Origin of the sequence: Paracoccus sp. S-4012, from assembly GCF_009674885.1 — a bacterium.
In the GTDB taxonomy this organism is placed as follows: domain Bacteria; phylum Pseudomonadota; class Alphaproteobacteria; order Rhodobacterales; family Rhodobacteraceae; genus Paracoccus.
Window position 1 is genome coordinate 1 of the sequence record NZ_WKKA01000028.1, and the last position, 21,880, is coordinate 21,880.

The window sequence follows — 21,880 nt, forward strand, 5'->3', positions numbered from 1 at the left end:
GGTCGATCGTGGCGCCGACGCGGTGACGATCACGGAGGTGGTGGCGAGCGCGATCGAAGCGGCTGATATCGTCACACCCAACACATCAATCGAGGTAGGCTACGGCGGTTGACTGTCCCCGCAACCAACATTAATTCATCAAGCACATCAACGGCTTCGTTCCTCCCGAACGAGGCCGCGTCCGCATGTCGACCGGTCGCCAGCCGCAGCAGTGCCGCGAGCGCGCCCTCGAGGTCGATGCTCAGACTCTCGCCGGCCTCGTCCGGCGTCAGCACGATGCTCCACCAGGGCGCGCAGGGCCTCCTTGGCCTCGTCCATCCGTTCCGCGTCCGCGAGACCGGCGATCAGATCGGCGATCCGATCACGGTAGCTCTGCGCCATCGAGGGATGCAGCCGCACCGAATCCGGCGCAGGGGCGTCGGAGAGCATCCGCTCGAGTTCCTGCCGTCTGTGGTCGAGTTCGATCATCCGGTCCTTGACCTGGTCGGCGGGCACTCCGGCGATGATGGCGTCGACAAGCTTGCGGTGGTCGCGCGTGACCTGTGCGAGTTCCTTCTCGAGGGCCGCGCGGCCCGCGGTCGCGGCCGCTCGCAGGCGGTTCCGCTCGACGGCATATTCCTCGCAGAAGAGCTGCACGGCCTCGGGGTCCATCAGGTCGTTGGAGAGAGCAGCCAGCACCCGGGTTTCCAGATCCTGACGGCGGATGCTCAGGCGGTTCGTGCAGACCGCCGGTCCCTTGTTGCGAGCATTGGAGCAGCCGAAAGCCTCCTGGCTGATCTTCGAGAACCCGCCGCCGCAACAGCCGCAGACCATCAGCCCCGAGAACAGGAACTCCGGTCGGCGCCGGTCCCAGACCGGCGTGTCGGTGCCCTTCGAGACGAAGGCACCCTGCCGCGCGCGCACGGTTTCCCACAGCGCGTCGTCGATGATCCGCAGCTCCGGCAGCCCGGTGATAACCCATTCGGATTCGGGGTTCAGGCGCGAGATGCGCTTCCCGGTCTCCGGATCCTTGACGTAGTGGAGCCGGTTCCAGACCTGCCGCTGTTGATTTCCACCCGGAACTGACCCGGGTTTTCCATCGAGAAGTGACCCACCTTCAGTTATGCGGATGGGTTCATGTCTGGGTCAAGGCCCGGGCGCTCTCCGTCTTCTTTCGGGTCGTAGAGATCCCGGAAGCGGTAGAAGCTGTCGCGCGAGTAGCCCAGCATCTTGCAGGCCTGGCTCACATTCCCGAGCTGTTTGGCAAGCTCCAGCAGCCCGACCTTCGCGCGGATGATCTTCTGGTCCCTGGTCATGTCGACGTTCCTCCAAAACGCCGAGGCCGGGCGTTCCGCCACCCCAACCGCTCCACGCCCGGCCTCGGCTCTCACCTCAGCTTTATGACAACAAATGTCCGATCAAGTTCTGACTTCTACAGCTGATGGCGGCCGAGCTGTCGGCATCGTGCAGCGAAGCGACGGATCAGCAGATCACCGTGGAGCCAGCCGCGATGCAGAAGGTGCTGGAGAAACATGTACGCCCACCTCGACGAACTCGCCGAGTCCGGCCCGATTTCCGATGAGAGCGGCGATGGCCTGACGGACTTCGACGGCGCGGGCGAGATCCTGCGCGCCTGGGGCAACGGGCTGCGGCCCGACCCGGACCTGACCGTCTCGGAATGGGCGGACCGGCACCGGATGCTCTCGGGTCGCGCCTCGGCCGAACCTGGGCGGTATCGCACACTTCGCACGCTCTACATGCGCGAGATCATGGACCGGCTGTCGCCCGGTGATCCCACGCAGCGGATCGTGTTCATGAAGGCCGCACAGGTCGGCGCGACCGAGGCGGGCAACAACTGGATCGGGTTCGCCATCCACCAGGCGCCGGGGCCGATGCTTGCCGTCCAGCCGACGGTCGAACTGGCCAAGCGCAACTCGCGCCAGCGGATCGACCCGCTGATCGACGAGAGCCCGGACCTGCGGGAGCGGGTGAAGCCCGCGCGCTCGCGCGACGCGGGCAACACGATGCTGTCGAAGGAGTTCTCGGGGCGGCATCCTGATCATGACCGGGGCCAACTCGGCCGTCGGGCTGCGCTCGACACCCGCGCGCTACATCTTCCTCGAGCGAGGTCGATGCCTATCCGGCTTCGGCCGACGAGGAAGGCGATCCGGTCACGCTGGCCGAAGCCGGTCGCTGACCTTCGCCCACAGGCGCACGGTGCTGCTGGTCTCGACGGCGTTCGATCGTCGATCCCACTCGATTAACGCCGGAACCGGCCCCGAGGGCCGCTTGACCGACCGACATTGTCTTAGTCCACAGACCCAGACCGCAGCTATCGGGCAGTAAGCGGAGGTGTCCAGATGCAGCGAACGGAAGCCGGGGGCGGACTCCGCCGCGGTGGAAACCGCCGACAGGTTCACCCCCGCTTCGAAGCGCGCGGTGTCAGGGCCGGGGGCGGGCCGAACGGCCTGTCCGCGACCTTTACTGGCAGGCCGAGTTGCCGGCATTCGGCAGGGCAAGGAAGGTTATCGTCGCCGGCTCAAGCGTGATCTCGCCCGCGGCCACGGCCTCTCCGGTCAGTTCTGGCACGGCGTCGCCTTCGCCCAGAGCGAGGGTGCGGCCGTTCAGCTGAACCTCCTCCGCTTGCAGCTCTGCCGCTGACAGGGTGTAGCGCTCGCCGTCGACCGGCAGGTTCAGGGTGCGAGGGACAGAGGGGTCGTTGTTGATCGCCAGCACCGCCACACCGCCGGGCGTGCCGCGCAAGCAATGAGCATAGACATGCTGCCCCGCCTGGAGCGGCACCTGCGCGTCCAGAACCGTCGTGCCCATCAGGTTGCGCCACAGCAGCGCGGCCCAGTAGCTCGGTCGGGGGGAAAAGTCCTGATCGCTGATCAGTGCATAGTCGCTGGCCGCAAGCGTGTTGTGGAAGTGGACCGTGACGCCGCCCTTGGCGCTGCGGCCAAGCTGGTCGAGATAGCGGAAGGTATCGAGGAAGGTTTTGGCCCAAGGATTGCCTCCGCAGGCGGTCTCGCCCGTCTCGGTGTTCCACAAGGGCGCGTCAGGGACAGACAGGTCGCGCTGCTGGCGATAGAAGTCCATGGTCGAGCCAACCCCCGACAGCCACTCTTCCGAGAGTGCCGCATCCACCGTGGTTTGCGGACCCACCCCTTCGCAGCGGATGGACACCGCCGCGTAGTGATGGAACGAAAAAGCGTCGAGCGCCTTGACACCGTAGCCCATGCCGGAAAGCAGGTCAGGGGTCGTGATGAAGCCAGCGTTGCCATAGTCGATCAGCGCGCCTTCCGTCGTCTCGCCGACCGAGCCGGGACCATGGATCAGCATGTCGGGTGCGAATTCTTCGGCGAACTTGCGGAAAATGTCGAAGTCGCGGCCGTAAGCCTCTCCGTCATAGCCTTCGGGTGCGCCGCCCATCCCGGCGACGGTGGGTTCGTTGAAGTACTCGGCCGCGGCGATCTCTCCGCCTACCGCACGGGTGAACTCGAACCACTTGCGGGTCTGGTCCGGCGTCCAGATGCCCTGCGCATCGCGGGTCCCTGCGCATATCGGCATCGAGGTCGCGATCCCAGCGTCGACCGCTTTCGAGAACTCGATCACGCCGCGCCACTGGTCGTGGGTCAGGACCGCGCTGTAGCCTTCGGGTGCCGTTTCTGGCGCATTCTCGGTATCCGCGAACTAGGTGGTGTTCGCCCAGGTGCCACTGACGCGCATGTAAGCCGGGCCCAAGGCGGCGGCGAGCTTGCGCAGCCGCGGGTTGGTCAGGTCGATGGGTGGGCGGTACTCGTAAAGCGCCGGGTTCATTCCCGAGGGAGTGGCGGCGATCTCCAGCGGTGTGGCCGCCGCGGCCGCCGCCTCCGGGTTCTCCAGCGCGGCGAAAGTTTCGGCGCCGTAGGGCGCCCAGAACCTCCCGCCGGTGACCTCGACCATCTCGACGTTGTAGGACTGGAAGCGTTCGTCGACGGTGCCGACCTTCCGCATGGACGACGGCACGATCTTAATGGGCTGCTGCGCGCCTTTGGCGGACGCCGGTCCGACCTGTGGCGCCGCGGTCCGGGCAAGGCCGCTGGCCATAGCGACGAGACGGGACCGGGGGGTAATGAGAAGAGACATGCCAGTTCTCCCGAGCCGATCCTCCAGGCCTCATCAAACGAACACGAACCGCCCGGCTCGGTTCCTGTGTTTCATGCGTTGAGGCTGTCCGGTTCGTGCAGATTGACTTCCCCCTCTTGCGGGAGTTGCTGCAGGCGAACCGATGTCACATCGGCTTGCCCCTCGAGGGCATTCCCAGCCGAAAGGAACTATCCGCGTTCAGTCGCCCTCACCGTCCGCCGTACCGAACGGCAATCGCTCCGGGCCCTTGCTGCCGGCCCGATAGTCTTCTGGGCGCGCGCGATCCTCGCGCCATGACCGCAACACCGGGTCGAGGATGCGCCACGCCTCCTCGGCCTCGCCGCCGCTTACCGACAGCTTGCTGCCGCCGGACAGAATGTCGGCCAGCACGTTGCCGTAGGCGGCCCGTTCGGCGGTCGGCGGGGGGGCCTGGAACACCAACCCTCCGCCGTCCTCCTCGTCGTTGCCGGCGAGGCGCAGTTCGGTCGTGCGAGGGCCGTCGATGCCGATGCTCAGTTCATCCATCCTCGCGGGCGCGGTTTCGTGCTCGGGCGGGCGGAAACGGACGATGACGGCCTTGCGACGGGCGGCGAGCGCCTTGCCCGCGCGCAGGCGCACGGGGACGCCCTGCCAGCGGTCATTCTTAATCGACAGCAGCACCTCGGCAAAGGTTTCGGTGCCGCGGTCGGGGTCCACGCCCTTCTCGTTCTCGTAATCGCCGACATAGCGCCCGTCCGCGAGCCAGCCGCCGATGTAGCGCCCCTTGCAGGTGAGTGTGTCGAGGCGATCCACGGAAATCTCGGGGATCGCGGCCAGCAAGTCGCGCTTGGAGGTGGCGAGGTCGCCTTCGCGCCATTCCATCCCGGTCAGCGCCAGAAGTTGCAGCACGTGGTTCTGAATCACGTCGCGAAGGGTGCCGGTCTGGTCGAAGAAGCCGTCGCGGCCTTCGAGGGCGAGGGTTTCCTCCCACAATATCTCGATCTCCGCGATGTCGCGGCCGTTCCAGAGTTGATCGAACAGGCGGTTCCCCGACCGAAGCGCCATCAGGTTGGCAACCGTGGTCATGCCAAGCACGTGGTCCACGCGATAGGCCAGCTTCTCGCCATCCGCCCCGAACTCCTCGGACAGCAGGGCGTTCAGCGCCCGGGCGCTGGCGAGGTCTTCGCCGAAGGGCTTTTCCAGCACCAGACGGCTGCCCGGCGGCATCCCGGCGGTCCCGAAGCTGCGGATCGCGTCGGGGAACAGGCTGGCGGGCAGGGCGATGTAGGCGACGAAGGGACCTTCGTCCTCGCGTACCAGATCAGCGACCGCCGGCGCGTCCTTGATGTCCATCCGGCGGTAGCTGAGTGTATCCAGCAGCCAGTCGCGGATCTCTGTCTCCACCTCCTCGGCGTGTTCGCCCAGCCGGTGCGCGGCGTGGCGGCGGAAGCGGGTGTCGTTCCAGTCGCTCGACGCGCAGCCAATCAGGCTGAAGTCATGGGGCAGGTCGCCGCGCGCCTTCAATGCCGCGAGCGCGGGGAAAAGGAAGCGGCCGGCGAGGTCTCCGGTTGCGCCGAACAGGATCATGCGGGACATCATCGGCGGCCCCCCTCAGCCTGCGAAACAGCGCGCAGGTTGCCCGCGAACGCCGATATCCGCGCGGAACAGGGCACCGGCGATGCCGTCATCGGGCTGGTTCTCGCGCGAGGTGGTGATGTAGAGCCGGTCGAGGTCCGGGCCGCCGAAGGTGCAGGCGGTGACCTTCGGGGTCGGCAACTCGAGCACGCCGTCGAGCCGACCCTCGGGCGTGTAACGGCGGACCTGCCCCCCGTTGGAGAGGGCGATCCAGACATGCCCCTCGGCATCGACGGTCAGGCCATCGGGACGCAGCTTCTCATCCGACAGGTCCACGAACACGCGGCGCTCGGAAAGCCCGCCATCGGGGGAGTCGAAGACCGCGACCTGCATCGTCTCGGTGTCGTTGTGATAGGCGTGCGAGCCATCGGGCGACCAGTCCAGCCCGTTCGAGATTGTGACGCGGTCCAGCACCGTCTCGACCCCGCCGTCCGGGTCGAGACGGTAGAGCGCGCCCGCGCCGGGCCGCTTGTCGTAGGCCATCGAGCCGCAGAGGAACCGCCCCTGCGGATCGCAGGCGCCCTCGTTCATCCGCAGCCCTCGCCCGTCGCCCTCATCGTCCCATAAAGCGGGCAGACGGCGCACGTGGCCATTCGGGTCCTCCAGCGCGAAGCCGCGCTCCACCCCGAAGACCGCGCCGCCCACTTTGCGGGGACGTAGGGCGGCCACCACGCCGCCCAGTTCGCGCCGGTGGACGCGGCCCTCTTCGTCCAGATGCAGCACCGTCCCGGCGAGCATGTCCACCCAGCGCAGCCCGCCCCAACCCGGCCACCAGACCGGCCCCTCGGCGTGATACGCAACCTGCCCGGTGATCTGTTCGGCGCGCATGGCTTCCTCCGGCAACGATTTGGGCAAATGCGGGTTGTTGCAGATAGAACGGCCCTGACGGCATGGTGTTCCCGCGCGGGTCACATGCTTGCCGCCCCCCTTGAAGGAAGGCTCGGGCAGATGAGTTCTGGCACGCGGTATGTGACCCTCGTGGCCCTTTTGGCGGCGCTCGGGGGGTTCCTTTTCGGCGGCGACACCTCGACCCTGAACGGGGCGATCCCCGGCATCACGCCCTTGCTGGAACTGACCGCGGGGCAGGTGGGCTTCGTCGCCGCCGTGGGGTTGCTCGGCGCGGCGGCGGGGGCGTGGTTTGCCGGACCGATCGTGGTTCGGATCGGGCGGACACGCGTCATGGGGATCGCCGGGGCGCTGATCGCCGCAGGCTCACGGGGCGCAGCGCTGGCCGGCGGTGTCGTGCCGCTGGGGATCTCTCGCGTGTTAACCGGCCTCGGGATCGGCGCGGCGAGCGCGGTGGTGCCGTCCTACATCACCGAGATTTCGCCCACCCGTATCCGGGGAGGGGCTCGGCTCCATGTGGCAGTTCGCCATCGTGCTGGGACAGTTCGCGGGGCTGCTCAGCAGTTGGGCGGTGACTTCGGCGGCGGGCGCAGAGGCTGCGCCGCTGGCGGGCATGTTCGCGTGGCGGTGGATGTTCGTCATCGTCGCGGCGGCGGGGCAATCTATTTCCTCGCGACGCGCGCTCTGCCGCATTCGCCGCATGATCTGGTGCGGCAGGGCAGGGACGACGAGGCGCGCGAGGTGCTGGCGAAGCTGGAACCGCGGGAGGACGCGGACGAGCGCCTGTCGGGCATCCGCGAGAGCGTGGGGGAGCAGAAGACCACGCCCACGCTGAGCGACCTGAGGGGGCCCGTCCTCGGCCTGAAGCCGATCGTCTGGGCGGGGATCGCGCTGGCGGTGTTACAGCAACTGGTGGGCATCAGCGTGGTCAAGACCTATTCCAACGCGCTGTGGCAGGCGGTGGGCTTCGGCACCAACGCCGCCTTCGGGATCAGCATCGCCACGGTAGGCGTCAGCATCGTCGCGACCATCATCGCCATTGCCATCATCGACAAGGTGCCGCGCCGGGCCATGCTTGGCTTCGGAGCGATCGCCTGCGCCATCGGGCTGGGCGTGCTGGCCTGGGCGTTCTCGCAGGCCGCCCCCGGCGTGGAGGGGCCGACGCTGGACCGGGATACGGGCATCATCGCGCTGGTGGCGGTCAACGTCTTCGCGCTGGCCTTCGGCATCACCTGGGGGCCGGTCATGTGGGTCATGCTGGGCGAACTGTTCGACAGCAACCTACGGGTGACGGCGGTGGCGGTGGCGACGGCGCTGAACTGGGCATTCAATTGGCTGGTCACGCGCACCTTCCCTCTGCTCGCGGCCGAGGGTCTGGGGCTGGCCTACCGCATCTACACTGCGTTCGCGGTCCTGGCAGCGCTGTTCGTGTGGAAGTTCCTGCCGGAAACGGGCGGCCGGAGGATCTGAAACGCTCGCTGGGCAGTTCGATCCCCAGCCGCTCGTTCATCCCGTCGCGAGCGCACGGGGCGTCGCGGACGGCTTCCGGGTGAGACGCGCCGCAGGCGTCTATCTGGCACCCACCGCCACGATGAAGGCAGGCCGCGCCTTCGAGTTGCTTCGAGCGGGTCGTACCACCCACGGCGCGGTTGTGCCCGGGCTGCGATAGGCCGAGCTATTGTTGTCCTGAAGGCGATGCTCATCGCCGCGCGGCCGGAAAGCTGGTCGCGCTTGTCGATCACGTCAGTGGTCTGCGGGCGCTTGATCCTGGTCCGGGAATTATCGATGTCCTCGATCGCCCGGTAGAGCTCGTAGTAGTGATGCTCGGGATTGCCGCAGAACTCGGTGCCGCGATTGGTCAGCATCCGGCAGAGCCTGACCTCCTGGGCATCGCACCTCGGCGGAATACTTGTTCGTCGTCTTCCTCGTGGCTCTACCCTTCTCAGGAGTTGCAGGCTCCGGCAGACCCGGAGTGGTTCACATACCGGCTGTTCAGCGCGAAGTGAAAACTCCCATTGCGATGGCCGCGAAGAAGCAGGCGGAGGCGGCCAGCACGAAGCCGTGCCAGATGGCCGTCGAGAAGCGCAAGGACTTCCAGGCGAAGAACACCACGCCGGCGGTGTAGAGGATCCCGCCCACACCTACGAGTACCGAGGCCCTGAGAGGGAGCGTCGCAGTGAGAGGCGACAGCAGGAGCAGGCTCAGCCAGCCCAGGACCAGGTAGATGGCAAAGCCCAAGCGTCCCGGGTCGCGCCAGAAGAGGACTTTGGAGGTCGCGCCTCCCAACGCCAGCGTCCAGACGACGGCCAGCACCGCGTAGGCGAAGCCCGTGTCCATCAGGGCCACGAGTGGTGTGTAAGTACCAGCGATCTTGAGGTAGATGGCTGCGTGGTCGAGGCGGCGGAGCAGGGGACGGAAGCGTTCCCACGACGTCATGTGGTAGCAGGCCGAGACCACGAAGGTCGCCGTCAGCGCCGCCCCATAGATCCCCACCGCCAGCGCCACTCCCGGCCGTTGGTGCAGCGCCGCGAAAATCGTGAGGAGCACGGCCCCCGTGAGCGCCAAGGTCACTCCGGTGGCGTGCATGACGCCGTCGGCGATGCGCTCGGCTCGGGGGTAGGCGGGATAGGAGCAGGGCTGGCGGTCCATCGGCTACGATACTTGGAATCCTCCAGAGCAAGTGAATCTAAGTACAGTAAGGCGGGGTCTATATACGTCCACACATCACGGGATGCTTCCCTCTGGCGCGATTGTCTGCCGCGGCGCGGTATCACAACCGCGCTGGTCGGTCAGGGTTCGCCATGGCGCGCGTCCCGGACGAGTGCAGCCTTTCAGAGTTGGCGCCTCAAGGCGGCCCGCGCTGGCACTTCCTCCTCCTGACGCTTTCCACCGTTGCAGTACCCGTGTTTTCCCGCCGCCGGCTGAGAGCGTTGCCTGTCCTAACTGAAGAGTCGCCGATGCCCAGAGCCGTACCGAACACGATTTGCCTGACTCTGCTGTTCACCGAGCTTGCCCCGGTGGCGTGACAACTGCTCATCCTGAACCCGGCGAAGGCTCGCGTTGATGCTGGTCCTCGGCTTCGACCGCAGCGGTTGCCAGCGCCGGAACCAGGGCTCTCGTACCGCAGTTGCAGCTTGACAGGTTTCGCGTCGCCGAGCCTGATGAACATGCGGTCGCTTGCCGAACTCACGTCGCGTGAGGAGCCATGATCCGTTTGCATGCGCAAAACAACCATGGCCGCCGATTGGGTCTGAAGCGCCGCGCCGTGCTGGCCGGGTTCGCAGCGTTCGGCCTTGGTGCCGCCCTCCGACCGGCCGCGGCTCAGACGATCGCTGTGCCCGACGGTTTCCTGACCCTCTCGCAGTTTCTGACCGGCCGTGCATCGCTTGATCCGCATCACGCAGCCCTGGTTCACGAGGGCCTTTCGTTGCGCGAGCCTGCGCTTGATACCAAGGCGGAACAGCTTCTGGCCTTCATGCAGGGGCGCGGCATCGGCCCCGAGGTGCTGCAAGGCGCGCTGGAGGACGCAGGCTCCGATCTCGCGTCCTTGCCGCCGCTGATCGTTCGGGCCTGGTACATCGGCGTCGTGGGCGAGGGTCCATCGGCTTTCTGCATCACCTTCGAATCCAGCCTGATGCATCAGGTAGTGGCCGACCGGCTGATGCCGCCGAGCCTGTGCTACGGTCCGCCCGGCAGCTGGTCGGCACCTCCGGGCGCGGCGGGCGTGCCGTGACCCATGCGTCCTCGGCCGATGTGGTGGTGATCGGCTCGGGGATCTGCGGGTGCCTTGCGGCCGAGCGGCTGGCGCGGACGGGACGGTCCGTCCTGATCCTCGAGGCCGGGCCACGGGTCACGCGCGAGCAGATGGTCGTCAACTATCGCGACGCCGCGCGCAAGGGCGACTGGATGGCGCCCTATCCGCCCACCCCCTGGGCGCCGCACCCCGTCTATGAACCGACGCAAGGGTCGCGGACGGACCCGGACAAGGGCAACACCGCCTCCTCGCCGGCCGAGGAGGAGGCGGAGGGCAACGGCTATCTGGATCAGGCGGGCCCCTATCCCTATCCGGCCGAATACATCCGCGTCGTCGGCGGCACCGCCTGGCATTAGGCGGCGCATATGTGGCGCTATCTGCCTAACGATTTCCGAATCCGTTCGCTCTATGACGTGGGAGTGGACTGGCCGATCACCTATGACGACCTCGAGCCTTGGTACCAAGAGGCCGAAGAGAAGACCGGGGTCAACGGCTCGACCGACACGGGCTCGCCCCGCACCAAGCCTTTCCCGATGGAGCCGGTGGCCGAGGTCTGGGCCATGCGCCGCTTCCGCGAACGGCTCGCCCCGGAATATCCTGTCGTGTCGAACACGGCCGCCCGCAACAGCCGGCCCTATGACGGGCGCCCGGCCTGCTGCGGGGCCAACAACTGCCAGCCGATCTGCCCGATCGATGCACAATACACCGGCGGCACGGCAGTGGCCGCGGCCGAGCGCGCGGGGGTCGTGATCCAGGAGAACGCTGTCGTCTACCGGATCGAGGCCGCGCCTGGGGGCCGCATCGCGGCGGTGCATTACTTCGACCCCGACCGCGGCTCGCACCGCGTCACCGGCGAGACCTTCATCCTGGCTGCGAACGGCATAGAAAGCCCCAAGCTGCTGCTGATGTCGGCCGACGACGCCCGCCCGCGCGGTATCTCCAACAGCTCGGACCAGGTCGGGCGCAACCTTTGCGACCATCCCAGCGCCTCGCTGACCTTCGACGCCGAGGACGAGCTGTGGCTGGGGCGCGGCCCGCAGAGCCCGTCCTCGATCAACACGCTCCGCGATGGACCGTGGCGCTCGCAACATGCACCGTTCCGGCTGGATTTCACCAACATCTCGCAGCTGCGCGGCGCGGCGGAGGACCTGATCGCCGAAGGTGTCTATGGGCCTGCCTTCGAACGCGAACTGCGCCGCCGGGCCGCCCATCAGTGCAACGTCAAGAACGTGATCGAGGTGCTGCCTAACCCCGAGAACCGCGTGACGCTGAGCGACAAGAAGGACGCGTTGGGCCTGCCGCATCCACGGGTCAGCTACAGCATCAGCGATTATGTCGAGCGCGGCATGGAGGTCTCGGTGCAGCATTTCGCGCGCATCGCCGAGCTGATGGGGGGCACCAACCTGCGCTATACGCCCAAGGGCGAATACGCCAACAACCAGCATATCACCGGGACGCTCGGCATGGGGGCCGATCCGGCGCGTTCGGTGGTGGACGGCTGGGGACGGGCGCATGACCACGAAAACCTGTTCATGGTGGGCACCGGGGTGATGCCGACCTCCGCGACGGTGAACTCGACGCTGACGGCGCTGGCGCTGGCGCTGCGCACCGCCCATCATATCGAGCAGGGCTGAGATGCGCGGGCGGCGGCACATCGGCACCGGGACGCGCGCGCCGCATCGGGGCCGCATCATGCTGGCCGTGGCGGCGGTAGGGATCTGGGCTGCGCCACCCGCGCATCCGCAGGCCGTCGGGATACCCTCGGGGCAGGCGATCGCCGGGCGGCCGCAATCGACCGCGCCGCTGGCGGTCACGCCTGCGACGACCCAGCAGGCGCTGACAGAACGCGCCGGGCAAGCGGAGGGAGCCGCACCGCCGCAGGCGGCCCCCGCGCCTGCGCCGGTGGTCGCACAGCCGCCGGGGACGCTGTTCCCAAGGCCACAGGGGCCGCCGGTGACGACGCCGGGATTGCAGGCGTCGGCGACGCCGCAGCCCGCGCGGACCGGACCGGTTCCGACAAACCTTTGCGTCGGCTGCCACTCGCCGCCGCAAGGGCCACCGCTGTCGGGCCTGCGCAGCGGCACGTGGCTGGCGCCCAACATCACGCCCGATCCGGTCAGCGGCGTGGGAGCCTGGTCGCGCGACGACCTGTTCGCCTATCTGCGCCACGGCCGCGCGCCGGGGCGCGCGCAGGCAGGCGGGCCGATGGCGCCGCTGGTCGAGATGCTGCAGGCTTACTCGGACGACGACATCCGCGACCTTGTGGACTGGATGGCGGCGCAACCCCCACACCGCGACCCTGCCGACGACGCGCCCGCCAGCGAACGGGGCGGTCCCGTGCCCTTCGACTCTGCCGCGCTGCAATTCACCGCGCTGGGGGCACAGGCGTCGCTCGAAGGCTTGGGGCAGGCGCTCTACAACGGCTCCTGCGCGAGCTGCCACGGCATCGACGGCGCGGGCACGCCGGACGGCTATTTCCCCTCGATGTTCCACAACTCGGCTGTGGGCCGCAGCCCGCCAGTCAACCTGGTCGCGGCGATGCTGGACGGGGTGCGGCGGCAGATCGGGGACGAGATCGTGATGATGCCGAGCTTCGACGGTCAGCGCCGCGTCCCGGGCGGGCTGTCCGACGCCGATCTTGCGATGGTGGCGAGTTTCGTCGCGCGGCAATGGGGCGATCCCGACTCGGCCCCGATCACCGAGGAGGAGATCGCCCGCGCCCGCACCGGCTGGTGGGGCGAGGGCGAGCCGCCCTCGTCCGCGCGGGGCGAACTGATCGCCGTCGGCGGCGGGCCCGGCGGCATCGCCTCGGTATGCTTCGATTGCCACGGAATGCAGGGCCAGGGGGACGACGCGTCGGGCACGCCGCGCATCGCCGGGATGGACCCAGCCTATTTCGCCAAGCAGATGCGGGACTATGCCGCCGGAACCCGGCCGAACGGCGCGATGACCCCGATCGCGCGCCAGCTTGACGAACAGGACTGGCACGCGCTTGCCCTTTACTACGCGGCGCAGGTCCCCGCCGATGCGACCGCCATCGCCCGCCCTGATCCGGCGCTGGTCGCTGCAGGCGAGGCGCTGCACCTGCACGGCACGCCTCAGCGTGGCGTTCAGGCCTGCGCTGACTGCCACGGCGCGGATGGGCGCGGGTTCGGCACGGTTTTCCCGGCGCTGCTGAACCAGCCCGGCATCTATACGGCGGGCCAATTGCGGCTGTGGCGCGAGGGCGTACGCCGCAACGACCCGCACGACCTGATGGGCGCGGCCTCTCGCCCGCTGACGGACGACGACATCGCCGCGCTCGCGGCCTATCTGGCGGGTTTGGCGCCATGAGGGCCGGGCGCATCATCCTGGCCGCGGCAGCGGTCGGCGGGCTTGCCACCTGTGACTATTTCCTGCCCGAAAGGGGCGGCGCCTACATCCAGGGCGGCGATGCCATGCGCGGCTTCGCGCTGCTGGAAACCGGGGCGCATGGCTGCCAGTCCTGCCACGCCATTCCCGGCATCCGCGCGCCCAGGGGCGTCGTCGGGCCGCCGCTCGCGGGGATGGCGCGGCGGGGGTTCATCAGCGGTCAGCTTCCCAACCGGACCGGCGTGATGGTGGCCTTCCTTCGGGACCCCGCCCGGCTGCTGCCGCAGACGGGAATGCCCGACACCCATCTGACGCTGGACCAGGCCCGCGACATGGCGGCGTTCCTGTACACGCTGGAGGACCCGGATGCGCGCTGACCGCCGAGCCGGCGCCGCGGCGCTGGCCTTGCTGCTGGCAGGCTGCGACGGGCCGCAATCCTCGCTCGACCCCGGCGGACCCGCCGCCGACTCGATCCACACCCTTGGCACGATCATGTATGTGGGCGCGGCGGCCGTCACGCTGCTGGTCACGGTGCTGATGCTGGTCCCGTTCCTGCGCCGGCGCGAACGCCCGGTCCGGCGCAACCTGTTCCTGTGGGGCGGCGGGGTGGTGCTGCCATCCGTCACGCTGCTGTTTCTGGTCCCTTACGTCATGAACGTCGGCCACGGGATGCGGGACGTCGCGCCGACCCGCGTCTCGGTCGACGTGACCGGCCACATGTTCTGGTGGGACGTTGCCTATCGCCGGGTGGACGGCCTGTCCGGCCCCGCCCGCACCGCCAACGAGATGCGCATCCCCGCGGGTGAGCCGGTCGAGCTGTTCCTGCATGCGGCCGACGTGATCCACAGCTTCTGGGTGCCCAGCCTCGCCGGCAAGACCGACATGATCCCCGGCCGTGTCAACCGCATGGTGATCGAGGCGGACCAGCCGGGCATCTATCGCGGCGCCTGCGCCGAATACTGCGGACTGCAGCATTCGATGATGCGCGTCGATGTGATCGCCATGCCGAGGGCCGAATTCGACGCCTGGTTCGCGGGGCTGGACGATCCGGCCCCCAGCCCTGCCACGGACGAGCTGCGTGCCGGGCGCGACCTCTATGCCGATCTCGGCTGCGGCGCCTGCCACGAGGTGCGGGGCGTGTCCCAGGGCCGCGCCGGTCCCGACCTGACCGAGATCGGCGTCCGCCAGTCCATCGGCGCGGGCGCGCTGCCGGGCGGGGTCGGCAACATCGCGGGCTGGATCGCCAGCGCCCAGCACATCAAGCCCGGCAACGCGATGCCGTCCTATCACCAGCTTCAGGGGCCGCAGCTGCGCGCCCTGGCGGCCTACATGGAGTCGCTCAGGTGACGATCACGATCGACGGCCCCATCCCGCGTCCCGGCCGCCCTTCCGCGCCCGGCGCGGCCGCGCACCCCCCGGGCGGAGAGCCGCAATATCCGCAGTCGAGCGGACCGGATGGGTTGGAGCGGCTGAAGCAGGCCTGGGCCAAGCCCAGGCGCTTCGCCATCTTCAAGGAGATGAACAACAACCACATCGGCGTCCTCTATATCGCCACCGGGTTCCTGTTCCTCCTGGGTGCGGGCGCGTTGTCGCTGCTGATGCGCATCCAACTCGCGTGGCCGGGCCTGACCTTCATCGACGCCGCCCGCTACAACCAGTTCTTCACGATGCATGGCACGGCGATGATGTTCCTGTTCGCGGTGCCGATCGTCGAGGCCGTGGCGGTGCTGCTGCTGCCCGCAATGCTGGGCACCCGCGACATGCCGTTCCCGCGCCTCTCTGCCCTGGGATACTGGGCCTATGCGCTGGGGGGCACACTCGTTTTTTCGTCGCTCTTCTTCAGCATCGCGCCCGACGGTGGCTGGTTCATGTATCCGCCCCTGACCGGCCCCGAATTCTCGCCCGGCGTCAACACCGAGGTCTGGCTGCTGGGGCTCGGCTTCGTCGAGCTGGCGGCGATCGCGGCGGCGGTCGAGCTGATCGTCGGCATCCTCAAGACCCGCGCGCCCGGCATGACGCTGGGCCGGATGCCAATCTTCGCCTGGTACATGTTGGTGACGGCCGGGATGATCATGATCGGCATGCCGGCCGTGATCGTGGCCGACATCCTGCTGGAGCTTGAGCGCTCCTTCGGGATGCCCTTCTACGACGCGGCCCGAGGGGGCGATCCGCTGCTGTGGCAACACCTGTTCTGGCTGTTCGGCCACCCCGAGGTCTACATCATCTTTCTGCCCGCCGCAGGCTTCGTCTCGATGATGTTGCCGAGCTTCGCACGCACGAAGCTGGTGGGCTACACTTGGCTGGCCATTGCAGCCGTCTCGGTCGGCTTTCTCAGCTTCGGGCTGTGGGTCCACCACATGTACAGCACCGGCCTGCCTCTGCTGTCGCTGGCGTTCTTTTCGGCGGCCAGTTCGGCGATTGCCATCCCGATGGGAATTCAGGTCTTCGCCTGGATCGCGACCCTCTGGGACGGCAAGCCCGTGCTGCGCGTGCCCATGCTGTTCATCCTGGGGTTCCTGTTCATCTTCACCATCGGCGGGCTGACAGGGATCATGGTGGCGGCCGTTCCCTATGACTGGCAGGTTCACGACACCTATTTCGTGGTGGCGCATTTCCATTATGTCCTGATCGGCGGCATGCTGTTTCCCTTGTTCGCCGCCTTCTACTACTGGATGCCGGTGGTCAGCGGCCGGATGCTGTCCGAAAGGTTGGGCCGCTGGGCCTTCTGGCTGATGTTCATCGGCTTCAACGGCGCGTTCCTGCCCATGCATGTCACCGGCCTGAGGGGGATGCCGCGGCGCATCTACACCTATGCGGGCGACCTGGGGCTGAACACGCTGAACATGGTCACTTCGGTCTTTTCGTTCGTTTTCGCCGCTGGCGTGCTGGTCTTCGCCTGGGACGCGGTGCGGCACTGGCGCACCGGGCCGGAGGCGGGGTCGAATCCCTGGGACGCGCCCTCGCTGGAGTGGCAGTCGGGCAACAAATCCTATGGGTTCCGCAGCATCGTTCCGGTGACCTCGCGCTATCCGCTGTGGGACCAGCCGGACTTTGCAGACGACGAGATGGCGGGTCGCGGCTATCTGCCGGACGCACCCACGCGCGAGCGCGAGGCCTTGATCACGGGACCGATCACCGGCGAGCCCGAGCAGCTCATGCGCATGCCCGGACCGGACTGGGTGGCGTTCCTCGCCTCGCTGTTCTCGGCCGTGGCGCTCGCGGCCGTGACGCTGCAGTTCGGCCCGGTCGCGGCGGTGTTCGGGGTGCTTGCGGTGCTCGCCTTCGGCAAGTGGCTGTGGTCGCTCGACCCCGAAAAGCCGCGCGGGCTGGTGGACGCGGGGCGCGGCACGGCGCTGCCTGCCTACAGCAACAACAGCTCCTCCGTGGGGTGGTGGGGGATGATGGTCGTCCTCATCTCGGACGCCGCGGTCATCGTCTCGCTGGCCTTCGCCTATCTGTTCCTGTGGACCGCGCGGCCCATGACGTGGCCTCCGGACGGATCGGCCCTGCCAACCTTCGAGGGCGTGGCGCCGATAGGGTTTTCAGTGATTCTGGCCTATGCCCTGTTCCTGTGGGCCGAGCGGCTGATCCGCGCCGACCTCCGGGGTGCGACCGCCATCGCGCTGGTCGGGGTCGCCCTGCTGGCCGTGCTGGCGCTGTGGTTGGGCTGGGGCTGGTTCCGCGACCTTGGTATCGACCACACCGCGACCAGCTACGGAGCGGCGGTCACCGCGCTGCTGGGCTACATGGGGCTGCATCTCGCCGGGGGCGCGTTCATGGCGATGTGGTGCGTCGTCCGCCTCGGTCTGGGCATGATGGACGCGTGGCGGTCGCTGACGCTCAGGGTCTGCCTGCTGTGGTGGCACGTGGCCGCCCCGGGCGCTATCGCCGTGCTGATCCTGGTTGCGGGGTTCCCCCATGTCACAGGTTGACCGCAACAGCGACATCGAGCCGCATACGAAGACCGGCACGATCTTCCGTGTCCTTGATCCGGCCTTCGGCTTCTTCGTCTGGGCCGCGCATCTTCTGATCATCTACATCTGGCAGGCCATCGCCTGCGTCCTGGGCCTCGGCGTCACAGGACCATCCGCGCAGCAGGGTTTCCTGTCGGTCCTGGGCGTCGTCACCCTGCTGTCCGCGCTGGTGCTGCTGGCCCATGCGCTGCTGCGCTGGCGCAGCTTCCGCGGCATCGAGGAGCGCCGCTTCCGTCTGCAGATGACGTTGGGGGGAGACGCCATTGCAGCGGCAGCGATCCTGCTGCAGCTCTATCCCATCGCCATGATGCCCGCATGCGCCTGAAAGCGGCCCTGGCCCTCCTGCCGTTGATTGCCGGACCGGCAGGGGCACACGGCACCGACCTGATCCCGCCAGAGGCCGTGTGGCACGCTTGGAGCTTCGATCCGCTGGTGGTCGCTCCCCTTCTCGCGGCGCTGTGGCTCTACGGACGTGGCGTATCCCGGCTGTGGGGCCGGGCAGGTCAGGGGCGCGGCATCGGTCGGGCGCAGGTCGCCTTGTATCTTCTTGGGGTCGTCGCGCTGATCGTCGCGCTCGTGTCGCCGCTCGACCGCCTCGGCGGCACGCTGCTTTCGGCCCACATGGCGCAGCATGGGTTGCTGGTTTCCGTGGTGCCGCCGTTGCTTATGCTGGGCCGGCCGGGTGTGGCGATGGCCTGGGGCTTTCCCACCGGCTGGAGCCGAAGACGCTCGGCAGCGGTCATCTGGCGGGGTCTGGGGCGGGCCGGCCGGGCATTGTCGGTTCCGCTGATGGCGACGGTCCTGCACGGGGTGGTGCTCTGGGTCTGGCACGCGCCCGGACTGTTTGATGCAGCGCTGGCCCGCGACTGGCTGCACTGGATCGAGCACGCCACCTTCCTCGGAACGGCGCTTCTGTTCTGGCAGGCCATGCTGGGCGCGCGCGCGGTGCGGCGACCGGGACCGGCGCTGGCAGGCGCTTTCGTGACCCTTCTGCATGGCGGCTTCCTGGGGGCGCTGATCACGCTGGCGCCCGTGCCGTTATACCCGTGGTACGAAGGTCACACGCAGATCTGGGGTCTGAGCCATCTTGCCGACCAGCAGCTTGCCGGGCTGATCATGTGGGTGCCCATGGGCGCGGTCTATTTCGGGGCCTGCCTGCTGAATGCAGTTCGCCTGATGCGGACAGCTCCTGAGGCGCCCGCTATCCAGCTCTCCGGCCATCCGTTCGCGTCCGGGCAGGGCCAGAGTAATGGCGGAAACCGGTGACAGGGACTATCAGAGGAACCGGGTTGCCGTCGGCAACATCGATCACCGCCCGTCGCTACATGGCGGCAACCCTCGCGCTGGCAGTCCCTCCAGACGCTTGCCACCGGCCCGGCAGCCGTGCTTTCCTGCTGCCTCTGAGACCGTTCCCAGTCTGAACCCGGGAGCCGCCGATGCCCAGAGCCGTGCCCGCGACGATCGTGCTGACGCTGCTGTTCATCGCGCTTGCCCTGGCGGCGTGGCATCTGTCCTTCGTCCTGCTGCTGACGTTCGGCGGCGTCCTGCTCGCCGTCCTCTTCCGACATCTGGCCGTCGCGCTCTCGCGCAACTCGCCGCTCTCCACCGGCGGCGCCCTGGCCGTCGTTCTCGTCGGGCTGGCGGCGATCCTGGTGCTCGCCGTCGTCCTGATCGGCCCGCAGTTCATGGCGCAACTTGAGCTGCTGGTCCGCAGTCTTCCCGCGGGGATCGAGCGGATCGAGCGGGCGCTGGAGGGCCGGGCATGGGGTCGCTTCCTGCTGGAGCGCGTCCCGAGCAATGACGAGCGGCCAGCTTGGAACGTCTTCGGCACGATCACCGGAACCGTCTCGACCATCGGCGGCGTCATCGCGAACGCCGTGGTGCTGCTCACCGTGGCGATTTTCCTCGCAAGCGACCCTGACCTCTACCGTCGCGGCATCCTGCACCTCGTCCCCTTCGACAAGCGCGCCCGCGTGGCGGAGGTGCTCGACACCCTGGGCATGTCTCTGTGGCACTGGCTCCTCGGACAGGGCCTCGCCATGGCGGCGGTGGCGGTGATGTCCGGGGTGGGGCTGTGGCTCATCGGCGTTCCGATGGCGCTCTCTCTCGGGCTGATCGCCGGGCTTCTCGACTTTATCCCTTACCTCGGGCCCTGGCTCGGGGCCGCGCCGGCCGTCCTGATCGCCCTGGGCCAAGGCCCGACCGAGGCGATCTACACCGCCCTTCTGTTCCTCGTGATCCAGCAGCTCGAGGGCAACGTTCTGATGCCGCTCATCCAGAAGCGGGCGAGCGCCCTGCCGCCGGCCTTCACCATCGTCGCCGTGATCGCATTCGGCGTGCTCTTCGGCTTCATGGGCGTGCTTCTGGCGACGCCGCTCCTGCTCATGCTGATCGTGCTGGTGCGGATGCTCTACGTGGAGGACGTGCTGGGCGACCATGATGCGGGTCCACCGAAGGAGGACTGAAGGGTTGGAAATCTCCAACGGGCGATCGTCTCCGCGGCCGTTGCCGTCCGCAGATGAATCATGTTCCTCAAATCGCGTCGAGGGCGGACTTCTTCAGCATCCTGTTAGGTACTCCTCGTGGAACCCATCGCCATGCGCCTCAAAGACGCCCTTCCAGTCATGCCCGGGTGACTTCGGCATTATGTGTTCGACGGTGACCGCGTTCGGTGTCATTTCCCTAAAATGGACATCTTGTCGTTGTTGTCGAGCCTGTCGCTCTAGACTCCGCAGAAGGTACCCGATCTTCTTGCAGTCAGTTTCATCTCGGGTTTGGAAAGCCAGCTCAAACGCGTCATCTGGGATGTAAAGTTCGTCCAGCTCCTCTCGTACCTCTGTTGCTGTGCTGACCTGTCCCTCTACGATCATTTTTGCAACTCGAGCGCCAAGGCTTTCAATGCGTTCCGGTCGACCTCGTCCGATGAGGAAGTAACGCACCGCCAGAACCTCGATGAGCCAGAGCAGGCGCTCCATTTCGTGAGGAACAAAAGAATGGCCTTGTCCAGCGCTGCCAAGATCAAGGGGTAAAACTGCGTGGAGCTAACAATGGAAAGCGCTCGGACGCTCGCCTTAGCAGGATGCTGAAGAAGTCCGCCCTCGACGCGATTTGAGGAACATGATTCATCTGCGGACGGCAACGGCGGGGTTGATGATGCGGGGGACGGACGAGACGAGCGGGTCGCTGTTCCGCTATGTCGATCTGGAGGCGCGGATCCCGGCACGGCATCCGCTGCGCAAGATCCGGCAGCTGGTGAACGAGCGCCGACCAGCCTCGATGCCGAGTTCGAGGCGCTTTACACCGACTTCGGTCGTCCCTCGATCCCGCCGGAACGGCTGATCCGGGCGAGCCTGATCCAGATCCTGTTCTCGGTCCGGTCCGAGCGGCAGCTGATGGAGCAGATGCAGTATAACCTGCTGTTCGCTGGTTCGTGGGGCTGGGCGTCGACGATCCCGTGTGGGTGCCGGGGGTGTTCACCAAGAACCGTGACCGGCTGTTGACGACCGGGATGTCGCGCAAGGTCATGGCGGCGATCCTGGCGCATCACGAGGTCGCGCCGCTGTTGTCCGGCGACCATTTCTCGGTGGATGGCACACTGGTGAAGGCCTGGGCTTCGATGAAGAGCTTTCAGCCCCGGGCCGGCGACTGCCCGCCCGACGACGATGGCCGGGGCGATCCGCCCGGTCCCGACACCTCGGCCAGTCAGCAGTCCGAACCGACCGAACCCGAGACCGACCCCGCGCGACCCGCCAGAACCGTAACGCGGAGGTCGATTTCGGGGGCGTGAAGCGCTCGAATGCCACCCAGGTCTTGACCACCGTCCCGGACGCCCGGCTCTACAAGAAGTCGCCCGGCACCGGCGCGATGCTGTGCTTCATCGGGCATGCGCTGATGGAGAACAGGAGTGGCCTGATCGTTCAGGGCGACCTGACCCGGGCCGACGGCCGTGCCAAACGGCGTGCCGCGCTGGACATGATCCACCGCCATTCCCCCGGATCGACCCGCGGCTGACGCTCGGGGCAGACAAGGGATATGACGCGACCACCCGTGACCTGCCCCCCCGGCGTCCCTCGATCATGACGAGAGTCCTTGGACTTGGTATTGGTGGGTTTCGGGTTGGGCAAGCGCGCCGGGCGCGGAGCTCACGGATTGCTCAAGTGCCCGGCGCGCTTGTGACGGGGCCATTCCGCCGAGCGAGGAATGCGGCCTGACATGGTTGTAGTCGTAGCGCCAC

At 67.6% G+C, this 21,880-nt stretch carries 20 protein-coding genes and 3 pseudogenes; 14 read left to right on the forward strand and 9 right to left on the reverse strand.

Going from position 1 to position 21,880, the window contains the following annotated elements; all coding sequences use genetic code 11:
- Window positions 1-147 precede the first annotated feature (147 nt).
- Together GI374_RS18045 and GI374_RS18050 are read right to left on the reverse strand one after the other, a co-directional pair.
- The gene (locus tag GI374_RS18045; RefSeq protein ID WP_154338405.1) at window positions 148-903 is read right to left on the reverse strand and encodes a zinc ribbon domain-containing protein; all 756 of its coding nucleotides are present in this window, start codon (window positions 901-903) and stop codon (window positions 148-150) included.
- A gap of 254 nt (window positions 904-1,157) precedes the next feature.
- Window positions 1,158-1,295: pseudogene (locus GI374_RS18050) on the reverse strand (helix-turn-helix domain-containing protein); the annotation flags it as partial.
- A gap of 453 nt (window positions 1,296-1,748) precedes the next feature.
- Between GI374_RS18050 and GI374_RS19965 the strand changes: the two are divergent.
- Window positions 1,749-1,937: pseudogene (locus GI374_RS19965) on the forward strand (phage terminase large subunit family protein); the annotation flags it as partial.
- 103 nt (window positions 1,938-2,040) lie between these two features.
- The gene (locus tag GI374_RS19970) at window positions 2,041-2,325 is read left to right on the forward strand and encodes a hypothetical protein (protein ID WP_370515466.1); all 285 of its coding nucleotides are present in this window, start codon (window positions 2,041-2,043) and stop codon (window positions 2,323-2,325) included.
- A 135-nt stretch (window positions 2,326-2,460) separates the two neighbouring features.
- Here the strand turns inward: GI374_RS19970 and GI374_RS18060 are convergent, their stop codons facing one another.
- The 4 genes from GI374_RS18060 to GI374_RS18070 form a co-directional block, all read right to left on the reverse strand.
- A complete protein-coding gene (locus GI374_RS18060; protein ID WP_229583562.1) occupies window positions 2,461-3,594 on the reverse strand; it encodes a hypothetical protein in 1,134 nt (377 codons plus the stop codon).
- Between the two features lie 78 nt (window positions 3,595-3,672).
- A complete protein-coding gene (locus tag GI374_RS19555; RefSeq protein ID WP_229583564.1) occupies window positions 3,673-3,975 on the reverse strand; it encodes a hypothetical protein in 303 nt (100 codons plus the stop codon).
- Between the two features lie 330 nt (window positions 3,976-4,305).
- Window positions 4,306-5,673, reverse strand: coding sequence for a glucose-6-phosphate dehydrogenase (locus GI374_RS18065; RefSeq protein ID WP_195759983.1), 1,368 nt, complete (start codon window positions 5,671-5,673; stop codon window positions 4,306-4,308).
- Window positions 5,674-5,697: 24 nt separating this feature from the next.
- Window positions 5,698-6,549 (reverse strand): SMP-30/gluconolactonase/LRE family protein, encoded by an 852-nt coding sequence (locus GI374_RS18070; protein WP_154338407.1) that lies wholly within the window; start codon window positions 6,547-6,549, stop codon window positions 5,698-5,700.
- Window positions 6,550-6,669: 120 nt separating this feature from the next.
- Here GI374_RS18070 and GI374_RS18075 point away from each other — a divergent pair, with 120 nt between their 5' ends.
- Window positions 6,670-8,037, forward strand: coding sequence for an MFS transporter (locus GI374_RS18075; protein ID WP_195759984.1), 1,368 nt, complete (start codon window positions 6,670-6,672; stop codon window positions 8,035-8,037).
- Between the two features lie 522 nt (window positions 8,038-8,559).
- Here GI374_RS18075 and GI374_RS18080 read toward each other — a convergent pair.
- The gene (locus GI374_RS18080; RefSeq protein ID WP_154338409.1) at window positions 8,560-9,216 is read right to left on the reverse strand and encodes a hemolysin III family protein; all 657 of its coding nucleotides are present in this window, start codon (window positions 9,214-9,216) and stop codon (window positions 8,560-8,562) included.
- Between the two features lie 565 nt (window positions 9,217-9,781).
- Between GI374_RS18080 and GI374_RS18085 the strand changes: the two genes are divergently transcribed.
- The 10 genes from GI374_RS18085 (at window position 9,782) to GI374_RS18125 (ending at window position 20,111) form a co-directional block, all read left to right on the forward strand.
- Window positions 9,782-10,300: a sorbitol dehydrogenase family protein gene (locus GI374_RS18085; RefSeq protein ID WP_229583566.1), complete on the forward strand. Its 519-nt coding sequence runs from the start codon at window positions 9,782-9,784 to the stop codon at window positions 10,298-10,300.
- A complete protein-coding gene (locus GI374_RS19560) occupies window positions 10,297-10,677 on the forward strand; it encodes an FAD-dependent oxidoreductase (RefSeq protein ID WP_370515468.1) in 381 nt (126 codons plus the stop codon). Before GI374_RS18085 ends, GI374_RS19560 begins: the two co-directional genes overlap by 4 nt.
- A 9-nt stretch (window positions 10,678-10,686) precedes the next feature.
- A complete protein-coding gene (locus tag GI374_RS18090) occupies window positions 10,687-11,955 on the forward strand; it encodes a GMC family oxidoreductase (RefSeq protein ID WP_229583569.1) in 1,269 nt (422 codons plus the stop codon).
- A gap of 1 nt (window position 11,956) precedes the next feature.
- Entirely contained in the window at window positions 11,957-13,654 is a 1,698-nt protein-coding gene (locus GI374_RS18095) for a c-type cytochrome (protein WP_154338411.1), read from the forward strand.
- A complete protein-coding gene (locus GI374_RS18100; RefSeq protein WP_154338412.1) occupies window positions 13,651-14,049 on the forward strand; it encodes a cytochrome c family protein in 399 nt (132 codons plus the stop codon). Before GI374_RS18095 ends, GI374_RS18100 begins: the two co-directional genes overlap by 4 nt.
- A complete protein-coding gene (coxB, locus tag GI374_RS18105; RefSeq protein ID WP_154338413.1) occupies window positions 14,039-15,019 on the forward strand; it encodes a cytochrome c oxidase subunit II in 981 nt (326 codons plus the stop codon). The genes GI374_RS18100 and coxB overlap by 11 nt, the downstream gene beginning before the upstream one ends.
- A complete protein-coding gene (gene ctaD / locus GI374_RS18110) occupies window positions 15,016-17,604 on the forward strand; it encodes a cytochrome c oxidase subunit I (protein WP_370515469.1) in 2,589 nt (862 codons plus the stop codon). Before coxB ends, ctaD begins: the two co-directional genes overlap by 4 nt.
- Complete coding sequence (locus GI374_RS18115; protein ID WP_154338414.1) at window positions 17,591-17,971, forward strand: hypothetical protein; 381 nt, start codon at window positions 17,591-17,593, stop codon at window positions 17,969-17,971. The genes ctaD and GI374_RS18115 overlap by 14 nt, the downstream gene beginning before the upstream one ends.
- On the forward strand, window positions 17,962-18,912 hold the full coding sequence (locus GI374_RS18120; RefSeq protein WP_154338415.1) for a cytochrome c oxidase assembly protein: 951 nt from the start codon (window positions 17,962-17,964) through the stop codon (window positions 18,910-18,912). The genes GI374_RS18115 and GI374_RS18120 overlap by 10 nt, the downstream gene beginning before the upstream one ends.
- A 170-nt stretch (window positions 18,913-19,082) precedes the next feature.
- Window positions 19,083-20,111 (forward strand): AI-2E family transporter, encoded by a 1,029-nt coding sequence (locus GI374_RS18125; RefSeq protein WP_154338416.1) that lies wholly within the window; start codon window positions 19,083-19,085, stop codon window positions 20,109-20,111.
- A 93-nt stretch (window positions 20,112-20,204) separates the two neighbouring features.
- On the opposite strand, the gene GI374_RS18130 is transcribed toward GI374_RS18125, so the two are convergent.
- Window positions 20,205-20,621: a DUF1524 domain-containing protein gene (locus tag GI374_RS18130; RefSeq protein ID WP_154338417.1), complete on the reverse strand. Its 417-nt coding sequence runs from the start codon at window positions 20,619-20,621 to the stop codon at window positions 20,205-20,207.
- Between the two features lie 178 nt (window positions 20,622-20,799).
- Here GI374_RS18130 and GI374_RS18135 point away from each other — a divergent pair.
- Window positions 20,800-21,686 (forward strand): annotated as a pseudogene (locus GI374_RS18135) (IS5 family transposase); the annotation flags it as partial.
- 34 nt (window positions 21,687-21,720) lie between these two features.
- Here GI374_RS18135 and GI374_RS18140 read toward each other — a convergent pair.
- Window positions 21,721-21,880 (reverse strand): integrase core domain-containing protein (locus GI374_RS18140; RefSeq protein ID WP_154338418.1); only part of this gene is annotated, 160 nt, incomplete at its 5' end.

Coding starts and splice junctions, on each gene's coding strand:
- GI374_RS18075 (WP_195759984.1), top strand. CDS start 6,670: ATGAGTTCTGGCACGCGGTATGTGACCCTCGTGGCCCTTTTGGCGGCG.
- GI374_RS19970 (WP_370515466.1), top strand. CDS start 2,041: ATGACCGGGGCCAACTCGGCCGTCGGGCTGCGCTCGACACCCGCGCGC.
- GI374_RS18115 (WP_154338414.1), top strand. CDS start 17,591: ATGTCACAGGTTGACCGCAACAGCGACATCGAGCCGCATACGAAGACC.
- GI374_RS18120 (WP_154338415.1), top strand. CDS start 17,962: ATGCGCCTGAAAGCGGCCCTGGCCCTCCTGCCGTTGATTGCCGGACCG.
- GI374_RS18100 (WP_154338412.1), top strand. CDS start 13,651: ATGAGGGCCGGGCGCATCATCCTGGCCGCGGCAGCGGTCGGCGGGCTT.
- GI374_RS18070 (WP_154338407.1), bottom strand. CDS start 6,549: ATGCGCGCCGAACAGATCACCGGGCAGGTTGCGTATCACGCCGAGGGG.
- GI374_RS19555 (WP_229583564.1), bottom strand. CDS start 3,975: ATGCGGAAGGTCGGCACCGTCGACGAACGCTTCCAGTCCTACAACGTC.
- GI374_RS18095 (WP_154338411.1), top strand. CDS start 11,957: ATGCGCGGGCGGCGGCACATCGGCACCGGGACGCGCGCGCCGCATCGG.
- GI374_RS18130 (WP_154338417.1), bottom strand. CDS start 20,621: ATGGAGCGCCTGCTCTGGCTCATCGAGGTTCTGGCGGTGCGTTACTTC.
- coxB (WP_154338413.1), top strand. CDS start 14,039: ATGCGCGCTGACCGCCGAGCCGGCGCCGCGGCGCTGGCCTTGCTGCTG.
- GI374_RS18125 (WP_154338416.1), top strand. CDS start 19,083: ATGCCCAGAGCCGTGCCCGCGACGATCGTGCTGACGCTGCTGTTCATC.
- GI374_RS18080 (WP_154338409.1), bottom strand. CDS start 9,216: ATGGACCGCCAGCCCTGCTCCTATCCCGCCTACCCCCGAGCCGAGCGC.
- GI374_RS18065 (WP_195759983.1), bottom strand. CDS start 5,673: ATGATCCTGTTCGGCGCAACCGGAGACCTCGCCGGCCGCTTCCTTTTC.
- GI374_RS18090 (WP_229583569.1), top strand. CDS start 10,687: ATGTGGCGCTATCTGCCTAACGATTTCCGAATCCGTTCGCTCTATGAC.